This window comes from Micromonospora sp. NPDC005305, from assembly GCF_040607315.1.
Lineage (GTDB): Bacteria > Actinomycetota > Actinomycetes > Mycobacteriales > Micromonosporaceae > Micromonospora.
The window spans coordinates 244,857-254,644 of sequence record NZ_JBEXGL010000009.1 but is presented as its reverse complement, the minus strand read 5'-3'; the positions used below and the strand labels follow the sequence as shown (position 1 = coordinate 254,644).

The following is a 9,788-nucleotide window of genomic DNA, read 5'->3' as shown; positions in this document are numbered from 1 at the left end:
TGGACCTGGGTGACGAGAGCACCGGCGGGCGGGCCGCCGAGGAGGCGATCGGCGCCCGACCCGGGGAGTCCGGCACCGAGATCGACGACCGCACCGAGGACGACTGGCCGGACCAGCCGACCGAGGACCCGGCCGGGCTGTCGGGTCTGCCCCGCAGCAGCCTGGACCTGGGTGACGAGAGCACCGGCGGGCGGGCCGCCGAGGAGGCGATCGGCGCCCGACCCGGGGAGTCCGGCACCGAGATCGACGACCGCACCCAGTCCTGACCGACCGACCGCCGCGGGCCACCCCGGAGCGGGGTGGCCCGCGGCGCATTGTAGACGTTAATCCTGTTTGGCCGCTCAACGCACGTTTGGGTGGTCTGGGGCTGACCGTGCCTCTTGCTCCGGATATGCGAATGGCGAAAGATCCGCCCCTTCTCCTCACCTCCAAACCGGGACATACACTCACAACCTCCCCAATAGCCTCAGCCAGTGGCTTCTCGCATCTCGTTCGACGGGTTCCCCGGCGATCCGCACCCTCCGATGACAACGGTCCCGCCCCGCCCCGCCCGACCGGTCTTCGTCGACGCCACCGGCGCCCGCCGGCAACGGATCCGGCGCGCCGGCGTCCTCGTGGCGGTGGCCTCGCTGAGTTATCTGCCGATGGCCGCCGCCGCCCTGCTCCCGGGCCCTGCGACGCCGATGCTGCCCGGCCCGATCTCGGTCGGCGGCGCCCCGAGCGGCGGAGCCACCCGCCCACCCGTCCTCGTCCCCTCGCCCGGGACCACTGCGCCGCGCCCCGCTCAGCCGTCGACGAAGGCCCGGGAGGCGCCGGCGGCGCCGGCCGCCGCGCAACGCCCGGCCCGCAACGCGCGCCTGGCGCCCCGGCAGGTCAACCCCGCCCCGGTCGCCGCGCCGCCGAAGGACCCACCCGCCGCCCCGACCACGTCGCCGACCCCGTCGCCGCAGGACCCGACACCGCCCGTCACCCCGACGCCGTCCGCGACCACCGAGCCCGGCACCACCTTGCCCGGGATCGGTCCGGAGGTCGTCGGATGACGCTCCCGAGTCGTCGCACCGCCGGCCGGTTCGTCGTCGCCTCGCTGGCCCTGGTGGTCGGGTCCGTGCTGCTGGTCGAGGCGTACGCGAACGCCCGCTTCCGCCCCGACCACGTCCGCGATGCCGAGGACCAGGTCACCGTGCCCACGGAGATCCTGGACGGCGGGCCGGTGCTCGACGCCCGCGGTGCGCAGCCCCGGACCTACCGGCTGCCCACGCGGACCATCGCCCTCACCTTCGACGACGGGCCGGATCCGACCTGGACCCCCCGGGTCCTCGACGTGCTGCGCCGGCACCACGCCCCGGCCACCTTCTTCGTCATCGGGTCGGAGGTGGCCCGCCACCCGGACCTGGCCCGCCGTGCGGTGGCCGAGGGACACGAGCTGGGCGTGCACACCTTCACCCATCCCGACGCCAGCCTGCTGCCCGCCTGGCGGCAGCGGATGGAGTACGCGCAGACCCAGATGGCGATCGTGCACGCCGCGGGGATCCGGACGAGCCTGCTGCGCTTCCCGTACTCCTCGGTCCCCAGCGCCGTCGACGACGCCAACTGGCCGGTGATCCGCCGGGCCGCCGGGCAGGGCTACCTGACTGTGGTCAACGACCTCGACGGCGAGGACTGGGCGCGGCCCGGGGTGGACACCATCGTGCGGAACCTGACGCCGGCCGGCGACGCGGGCGCCGTGGTGCTGCTGCACGACGCCGGGGGAGACCGGGCACAGACCCTCGCGGCCCTGGACCGGTTCATCCCGCTGATGCAGGCCCGCGGCTACACCTTCACCACGGTCAGCGGAGGGATCAACCGGGCGCGACCGGACGCGGCCGCGTTCGCCGGCAACGTCCCGGCGTCCACCTCGGACCGCTGGCGGGCCGCCCCGATCTGCTGGGCGATCCGGCTGGCCGACGGGATCCTGCGCGGGCTCGCCCTGGTCTTCGTGGTGGTCGGCCTGCTCATGCTGGCCCGCACCGTGATGCTGCTCCTGCTGGCCAACCGGCTCGCCCGACGCCGGCGGGCCCACCGCTGGCCGTGGGGAGTGACCAACGCGCCGGTCTCGGTCATCGTGCCCGCCTACAACGAGCGGGCCGGCATCGTCGCCACCGTCCGGTCCCTGGTCGCCAACGACCACCGCGGCATCGAGGTGATCGTGGTCGACGACGGGTCGACCGACGGCACCGCCGACCTCGTCGACTCCCTCGGCCTGCCCGGCGTCCGGGTGATCCGCAAACCCAACGGCGGCAAGGCGACGGCCCTCAACACCGGACTCCTGTACGCCTCGCACGACATCATCGTCACCGTCGACGCGGACACCGTCTTCGAGCCGGACGCGATCCGGCGGCTCGTCGAGCCGTTCACCGACCCGCGCATCGGCGCGGTGGCCGGGAACGTCAAGGTCGCCAACCGGCGCCGGCTGCTCGGCCAGTGGCAGCACATCGAGTACGTCATCGGCTTCAGCCTGGACCGCCGGTTCTACGAGAAGCTGGGCTGCATCCCCACCGTGCCCGGCGCGATCGGTGCCTTCCGCCGTCGGGCGCTGACCGGGGTCGGCGGGATGAGCGGCGACACCCTCGCCGAGGACACCGACGTCACCATGGCGGTCCTGCGCGCCGGCTGGCGCGTGGTGTACCAGGACCGCGCCCGGGCCTGGACGGAGGCGCCCGCCTCGGTGGGCGACCTGTGGCGGCAGCGCTACCGCTGGAGCTACGGCACCCTCCAGTCGATGTGGAAGCACCGCGGCGCCCTGCGCGACCGGGGCCCGGGCGCCCGGTTCGGCCGCTTCGGGCTGCCCATGCTCGCCCTGTTCGGCGTGCTGCTCCCCCTGCTCGGGCCGGTGCTCGACCTGCTCGCCGTCTACGGACTGTTCTTCCTGGACACCACGAAGACGGCGGTGGCCTGGCTGGTCATGCTGGCCGTGCAGCTGCTCACCGCGGCGGTGGCGTTCAAGCTGGACCGGGAACCGCTGCGCCCGTTGCTCACCCTGCCGATCCAGCAGTTCGCCTACCGCCAGCTGATGTACCTGGTGCTGGCCCGGTCCGTGGTCACCGCGCTGACCGGGGCGCGGCTGGGCTGGCGCCGGGTCAAGCGGGCCGGCGACGCGGTCGAGGAGACGCCCGCGCCCGGGGCGCGGCCGGGGCGCGACCGCTGGTTCGACACCCTGCGGGCCCTCGCGCTGGGCCGGGTCGTCGCGTACCACATGTTCGGGGCCGCCTGGCTCAGCTTCGTCTTCCCCGCCATGGGGGTGATGTTCGCCCTCGGCGGGTCGCTGATGGCCCGCTCGCTGGACCGTACGCCGGAGCGGGCGGTCAGCGGCCGGCTGCGCCGCCTGCTGCCGGGGCTGTGGGCCCTGGCCGTGGTGCTCGTGCCACTCATGCTCTGGCACGGCTGGTCCGACCGGCCCGCCTGGCCGGCGCTGCTGAGCTGGGCGGTGCCGCTGGTGCAGCCGCCGGGCAGCGCGTGGGCGGCCGACGTGACCGGGGTGCTCTGGTACCTGGTGACGTACCTCTGGCTGGTGCTGCTCTCCCCCGCGATGCTGGCGCTGCACCGGCGGTGGCCGCTGTGGTCGGTGGCCGTGCCGCTGGCCGGCGTGGTGCTGCTCCAGACCGCGGCGCCCGGGTTCGACGGGCCGGTGGAGTCGGTGCTGACCGACCTGGTCACGTTCGCCGCCTGCTGGCTCGTGGGCTTCGCGCACCAGGACCGCCGGCTGCGGCGGCTACCGCTGCCGGCGCTGCTGGGTTTCGCGGCGCTCTGCCTGGGCGCGGCGGTCGGCTGGCTCGCCACTCATCCCGACGCGGGAGGCGACCTCAACGACATCCCCGTGGCGCAGGCGTTCTGGTCGCTCGGGTTCGTGCTGGTGCTGCTGCGCGCCGCGCCGCCGATGGGCTGGCTGTCGCGGCTCCGGTCACTGGACCGGCTGGTGACCGCGCTGAACAGCCGGGCGCTGACCATCTACCTCTGGCACAACGCCGCCATCGCGGCCTGCTACACCGTGGGCGACCTGGTCGGCTTCTGGCGGCTCGGCCAGGTGGGCTACCTCACGGTCGCCCTGGTGCTGCTCACCGGCCTGGTGCTGGCCCTCGGGTGGATCGAGGACCTCAGCGCCCGGCGGTCGCCACGGCTGCTGCCCTGGCCCCGCCGCGCGAGCGGCCGGCACACCGCGACACCGCCCGTGGAGCGTCCCACCGCCGTGGAACGCGCACCAACCCCGGTGCGGACGTGAACACATACAACACGAACATTCAAATCGTCATAATCAGGCAAATATGTCTGATACTTGACTCAGTTGGCGGACGCGTTCGCACCGTCCACCTCGGAGACGACGTCATCGCGGGTCGGCAGCCCGCGGCGGCGCCAACGCGGTGATTGGGGTGATCACCGCGGCCGGCACGGGTCTCGCCCTCCTACGGGCCCGTGCCGGCCACCCCCGACCCGGGCGGCGCACCGGCCGCCCCGGACTCTCGACGCCTGACCCCCTCACAGGTCAGAAGCGGAGCGAAGATGGCAATGCGGCACCCGCCGACCCCGGCGGAACAGGAGCTGTGGAACGCGGTGGTGGCCGGGGTGCGGGCCGCCGACGAGTCGGACCTGGCCGGCGTCGACGACGCCGTCGACCGGCTGGCGCGGCTTCCGCACCCCTGGGTCCACCACGTGCTCGGCGACACCGCCGCGCTGCTCGTGGAGGAACTCGACCCGGACGGCCAGGACGTGTGGCCGCTGCTCGCCGCGCAACTCGACGACGACGCTCCCGCCTCCACGACGACCCGGCGCCAGGCGTCGCCGTACCCCGGTGGCCGGCGCCCGGCGCAGTCCGGGGCCCGCGAGCCCGGGGCGCTGCGGCGGCGACTGCTGCTCATCGCCCGGCTCGCCGACGCCACCGAGGTCGGTGTCGGCGCGTTCCTCGACGTCGCGCTCGCCGCCAACGCGGCCCGGGCCAGGCGAGCGCCGGCCCACGCACTCCCCCACTGCCGCCTCGGCCAGTGACGAGGACTCCCGCGGCCACCTCACCGCTGGCGGTACGCCGCCCCGACCGCGAGGCAGAGACCGACGGCGCCGGCGAAGGCCACACCGGACCGCAGGACGGCCTCGGCCAGCTGGTTGGTGCTGACCCAGACGAGGAATCCCGTCCAGCTGGCCACCAGCAGCGCGGTGACGAACACGAGCGCGAAGAACAGGGCCTTGTGGCCCGGGGCGAGCCGGCCGCCCGGGTCGCCGGGCGGCCGCGGCGCGGGCGCCGACGGGAGAGCGGTCATGGTGACGAGGTCCCTTCGATCAGAGGTGGTGCGGGCGGACTCGTTGGTGAGCGGAACCGGCTGCACACCGGACGTCGTTGGTCGCTCCCCTCTGGACCCACCGCGTCGTGGGTCACCGTGCCGCCAGCCTAGGACCGGCCGGTCGGGGGCTGTCCCAGGTGCGCGCCCGAGGTCAGGGCCAGGACCAGGACCAGGCTGCCGCATCTTCGGCCAGTCCTCGACGGCCTCCCGCACGTCGGTGAGCACCCGCTGCGGCTCCCGGCGCAGCTTCTCCCGCTCCGCCGCGTCGCGGACCGGGTCCATCTCGATCCGCATCCAGCTCTCGACCAGGCCGCCGGCGATCGCGTCGGCCTGCTCGGCTCGCGGCGGACCACCACCAGCGGGTGCACCACCAGGTGCACGTCGAGATGGTGCGCGTGCAGCAGCGCGGTCACCGAGTCGACCAGAAACGGCATGTCGTCGGTGACGATCTCGATCGCGGATGTGGGGCGCTCGGCGGCCACGACCCGCGCCGGCGGCCCCGCGCGCCCATAACTGTCATTATGGTGTCTCCTCGTTCTGCACCCTTTGTCCGGCTTGTTTGCTGGATTGGTGTTACCGGTAATCCGGAAATACGGCGGAATTCACGAGCCGGGAAAAGGGCTGGACGGGTGATGCTCAGGCTTGTAGCTTGCAGATGCCCGTGACACCGCCCGAGGAGGTGAGACCCATGAACGATGTATCGCTGTGGGTGCTCCCCATCCCGTCACGGCCGGGCGATTGACCTAGGTGTCGCCGGAGCGCCTCGCCACCAAGGCACTCCCGAAAGGCAACACCTATGCCGTCTCTGCGGTTCCCCGCCGAGCCGTCGCCATCCTCCGGCGCCGGTCGCGGGCCCCTCCCGTACGACGTGATCATTGCTGGGTGCGGGCCGACCGGTGCGATGCTGGCCGCCGAACTGCGGCTACACGACGTGCGGGTCCTCGTCCTGGAGAAGGACACCGAGCCCGCGTCGTTCGTCCGCATCGTCGGCCTGCATGTGCGCACCATCGAGCTGATGGCGATGCGCGGCCTGCTGGAGCGCTTCCTCGAACACGGAAGACGGCGTCCGGCCGCCGGCTTCTTCGCCGCGATCAACAAGCCCGCACCCGCGGGCCTGGATTCCGCGCACGCCTATCTGCTGGGCATCCCGCAGCCGGTCATCGTCCGCCTGCTCGAAGAACATGCGATCGAGCTGGGTGCGCAGGTCCGGCGCGGTTGTGCGGTGGCCGATGTCGCGCAGGACGACGACGGGGTGACCGTCGAGCTGGCCGACGGGGAACAGCTGCGTGCGCGCTATCTCGTCGGCTGTGACGGCGGGCGCAGTACGGTGCGCAAACTGCTCGGCGTCGGCTTCCCCGGCGAGCCCTCGCGGAACGACACGCTGATGGGCGAGATGCACGTGGGTGTGCCGCCGGAGGAAATCGCCGCCAAGGTGGCTGAACTCCGCGAGACCTATCAGCGGTTCTGGCTCCGGCCCTTCGGAGAGGTCTACAGCGTGGTGGTCCCGGCAGCGGGAGTCAGCGATCGCGCGGTACCGCCCACACTCGAGGATTTCCAACAACAGCTGCGCGCCATCGCCGGAACCGATTTCGGCGTGCACTCCCCACGCTGGCTGTCCCGCTTCGGGGATGCCACACGGCTGGCCGACCGGTACAGGGTCGGGCGGGTGCTGCTGGCCGGCGACGCGGCACACATCCATCCACCCATCGGCGGACAGGGCCTCAACCTGGGCGTTCAGGACGCCTTCAACCTCGGCTGGAAACTGGCCGCGCAGATCCGCGGCTGGGCGCCGGAAACACTGCTGGACACCTACCAGGCCGAACGCCATCCGGTCGCCGAGGACGTCCTGGACAACACCCGCGCCCAGATGGAGCTGCTGTCCACCGAACCGGGCGCGCAGGCCGTGCGCAGGCTGCTCACCGAACTGATGGACTTCGACGAGGTGAACCGCTACCTGATCGAGAAGATCACCGCGACCGGCATCCGCTACGACTTCGGCGCAGGCCCCGACCTGCTCGGCCGCCGCCTGCCCGACGTCGACGTGAAACAGGGCCACCTCTACGGTCTGCTGCATCGCGGCCGCGGCCTGCTGCTGGACCGCACCGAACGCCTGACCGTCGGCGGCTGGTCGGACCGGGTCGACTACCTCGGGGATCCCACGGCCGTACTGGATGTTCCGTGCGTCCTGCTGCGCCCCGACGGCCACGTCGCCTGGATCGGCGACGACCAGCAGGACCTGGACGACCACCTGTCCCGCTGGTTCGGCAAGCCCAGCTGATGTCCGCCTGAGGTGCACCGTGGACGCGACCCCGCCACCTGACGACAGGTGGCGGGGTTGCGGTCCACCAGATCGTTCGGTAAATACTTACTGCATGAGTGACAGCCGGGCCGCCCTGCTCGACGCCGCGGCGGAGGAGTTCGCCCGCACCGGCCTGCACGGGACCCGGGTGCAGGCCGTCGTCCGGCGCGCCGGGGTCAACGAGCGCATGATCTACCACCACTTCGGCAGCAAGGAGGGCCTCTACGCCGCCGTCGTCGACGAGCAGCGGGCGGAGCTCGCGGCGGCCTGGGCGCCGGTGCTCGACCGTGCTGCCGCCCTCGACCCGTACGCCGGCATGCGGGCCGCCTTCACCGGCTTCTACGACGTGCTGCGGGCCCGCCCTCGGCTGCTGGCGCTGATGCTGCACGAGTCGTTGAGCGGGTCCGGCGCCCTCTCCCTGCCCACCGCCGACCAACTCCCCGAGGCGATCCGGGACCTGTACGCGCGCGGCCAGGCGGAGGGTGTCTTCCGCCCGGACTGCCCGTTCGAGGTGGCGTACGCGACCGCGATGGGCGCGCTCGTGGCGTTGCAGGTCTTCGCTCCCCCGTTCGCCGGCGAGGCGGGCGGGCCCCAGCTGCGGGACCGGGTGATCGGGCAGTTGCTCGACGGGATGACCGGGCCGGTCGCGCGCCACTGAACCAGGACACAGCCACCGACGGCGGAAGCCCCACCAGCGCAGTAAGTGTTTACCGCAGGATCGAGGGAGGACCCGATGGATCGGACCGTGGAGCCGCCCGCGCCGGCGTCCGGGATGCCACCGGCGCTGCGCCGCCTTGTCGGGGTGGTGATGCTCGGGGCGCTCGCCGTGCAGCTCGACGCCACCATGACCAACGTCGCCGTACACACGCTGCTCTGGGAGTTCGGCGCGACCCTGTCCACCGTCCAGTGGGTCGGCACCGGTTACCTGCTGGCGATGACGGCGATGATCCCGCTGACCGGGTGGGCCGCCGACCGGTTCGGCACCCGCACGCTCTGGACCCTCGGCCTCGCCGGGTTCCTGCTGGGCTCGCTGCTGTCCGGGCTGGCCTGGTCCGCGGGCAGCCTGATCGTGTTCCGGGTCGTGCAGGGCGCCGGGGGCGGCATGCTCGTACCGCTGGCGCAGACCATCCTGGCCCGGGCCGCCGGTCCGGACCGGCTGGGTCGGGTGATGGCCGCCATCGGCGTACCCGCCATGCTCGGTCCCGTTCTCGGGCCGGTCCTCGGCGGCCTGATCGTCGACGACCTGGGCTGGCGGTGGATCTTCTTCGTCAACCTGCCGGTCGCCCTGGCCGGGTTGCTTCTGGCGCGCCGGGCGGTGCCCGACGACCGGGCGGCGGTCGCCGCCCCGCTGGACCTGACCGGGCTGGCGCTGCTGCCGCCCGGCTGCGCCGCCGTGGTCTACGGCCTGGCCGAGGCCGGCCGGCACGGCCGGTTCGACGACCCCGCGGTGCTCGTCGCGGTGGGTCTGGGCGGCCTGCTGCTGGCCGGGTTCGCCGGGCACGCGCTGCGGACCCGGCGCGAGCCGCTGATCGACCTGCGGCTGCTGGCCGACCGGACGTTCGCGGCCTGTGCGGCGGTCGTCTTCCTCTCCGGTGTCGCCCTGTTCGGGGCGATCATCCTGCTGCCGCTCTACCAGCAGCAGGTGCGGGGTGCGTCCGCGCTGGCGGCGGGGCTGCTGTTGGCGCCGCAGGGGGTGGGCATGGCGGTGGGGCTGGTGGCCGCCGGGCGGCTCACCGACCGCATCGGACCCCGGCCGATCGTGCTGGTCGGGCTGGTGGTGGCCGCCGCCGGCACGCTCACGTACACCCAGGTGGCGGCGGACACGGCGCAGCCGCTGCTCGCCGGCGCGCTGGTGGTCACCGGCGTCGGCATGGGGGCCACCGTGGTGCCGGTGCTGGCCAGCCCGTACCAGGGACTGCCGCCGGCGGCGATCCCCCGGGCGACGAGCGCCATCCGGATCTTCCAGCAGCTCGGCGGGGCCTTCGGCGGGGCGGTGCTGGCCGTGGTGCTGCAACGGCAGCTCGCCGGGCAGGGCGGCGCGGCCGGGCGGGCGGCCGCGTTCGGGGCGACCTTCTGGTGGGTGCTCGGGTTCACGCTGCTGGCGGCGCTGCCCGCGCTGCTGCTGCCGGCGACCAGGGTGCCGCGTCCCGGCGTCGGGCCGGCCTGAACAGCCGCCGTCGGGG

The 9,788-nt window shown here is 73.4% G+C and carries 8 protein-coding genes and 1 pseudogene; 7 read left to right on the top strand and 2 right to left on the bottom strand.

All coding sequences use genetic code 11. The features are described from left to right. Positions 1 to 5 precede the first annotated feature (5 nt). From ABZS80_RS18085 to ABZS80_RS18070, 4 genes are all read left to right on the top strand, one after another. Positions 6 to 266 (top strand): hypothetical protein, encoded by a 261-nt coding sequence (locus tag ABZS80_RS18085; RefSeq protein ID WP_355057202.1) that lies wholly within the window; start codon positions 6 to 8, stop codon positions 264 to 266. Positions 267 to 473: 207 nt separating this feature from the next. Next, the gene (locus ABZS80_RS18080; RefSeq protein WP_355057136.1) at positions 474 to 1,040 is read left to right on the top strand and encodes a hypothetical protein; all 567 of its coding nucleotides are present in this window, start codon (positions 474 to 476) and stop codon (positions 1,038 to 1,040) included. After that, positions 1,037 to 4,255 (top strand): glycosyltransferase, encoded by a 3,219-nt coding sequence (locus ABZS80_RS18075; protein ID WP_355057134.1) that lies wholly within the window; start codon positions 1,037 to 1,039, stop codon positions 4,253 to 4,255. The genes ABZS80_RS18080 and ABZS80_RS18075 overlap by 4 nt, the downstream gene beginning before the upstream one ends. A gap of 278 nt (positions 4,256 to 4,533) precedes the next feature. Further along, positions 4,534 to 5,016 carry a hypothetical protein gene (locus ABZS80_RS18070; RefSeq protein WP_355057132.1) on the top strand — a complete coding sequence of 161 codons (483 nt, stop codon included), beginning with the start codon at positions 4,534 to 4,536 and terminating at the stop codon, positions 5,014 to 5,016. Between the two features lie 20 nt (positions 5,017 to 5,036). Here the strand turns inward: ABZS80_RS18070 and ABZS80_RS18065 are convergent, their stop codons facing one another. Continuing rightward, positions 5,037 to 5,285, bottom strand: coding sequence for a hypothetical protein (locus ABZS80_RS18065; protein ID WP_355057206.1), 249 nt, complete (start codon positions 5,283 to 5,285; stop codon positions 5,037 to 5,039). Positions 5,286 to 5,480: 195 nt separating this feature from the next. Then, positions 5,481 to 5,782 (bottom strand): annotated as a pseudogene (locus ABZS80_RS18060) (hypothetical protein); the annotation flags it as partial. Between the two features lie 320 nt (positions 5,783 to 6,102). Here ABZS80_RS18060 and rox point away from each other — a divergent pair. From rox to ABZS80_RS18045, 3 genes are all read left to right on the top strand, one after another. After that, complete coding sequence (rox, locus tag ABZS80_RS18055; protein ID WP_355057130.1) at positions 6,103 to 7,584, top strand: rifampin monooxygenase; 1,482 nt, start codon at positions 6,103 to 6,105, stop codon at positions 7,582 to 7,584. 94 nt (positions 7,585 to 7,678) lie between these two features. After that, positions 7,679 to 8,263 carry a TetR/AcrR family transcriptional regulator gene (locus tag ABZS80_RS18050; RefSeq protein WP_355057128.1) on the top strand — a complete coding sequence of 195 codons (585 nt, stop codon included), beginning with the start codon at positions 7,679 to 7,681 and terminating at the stop codon, positions 8,261 to 8,263. Positions 8,264 to 8,338: 75 nt separating this feature from the next. Then, positions 8,339 to 9,772, top strand: a complete 1,434-nt coding sequence (locus ABZS80_RS18045; protein ID WP_355057126.1) for a DHA2 family efflux MFS transporter permease subunit — start codon at positions 8,339 to 8,341, stop codon at positions 9,770 to 9,772. Positions 9,773 to 9,788 lie beyond the last annotated feature (16 nt).

Coding starts and splice junctions, on each gene's coding strand:
- ABZS80_RS18045 (WP_355057126.1), top strand. CDS start 8,339: ATGGATCGGACCGTGGAGCCGCCCGCGCCGGCGTCCGGGATGCCACCG.
- rox (WP_355057130.1), top strand. CDS start 6,103: ATGCCGTCTCTGCGGTTCCCCGCCGAGCCGTCGCCATCCTCCGGCGCC.
- ABZS80_RS18070 (WP_355057132.1), top strand. CDS start 4,534: ATGGCAATGCGGCACCCGCCGACCCCGGCGGAACAGGAGCTGTGGAAC.
- ABZS80_RS18075 (WP_355057134.1), top strand. CDS start 1,037: ATGACGCTCCCGAGTCGTCGCACCGCCGGCCGGTTCGTCGTCGCCTCG.
- ABZS80_RS18065 (WP_355057206.1), bottom strand. CDS start 5,285: ATGACCGCTCTCCCGTCGGCGCCCGCGCCGCGGCCGCCCGGCGACCCG.
- ABZS80_RS18050 (WP_355057128.1), top strand. CDS start 7,679: ATGAGTGACAGCCGGGCCGCCCTGCTCGACGCCGCGGCGGAGGAGTTC.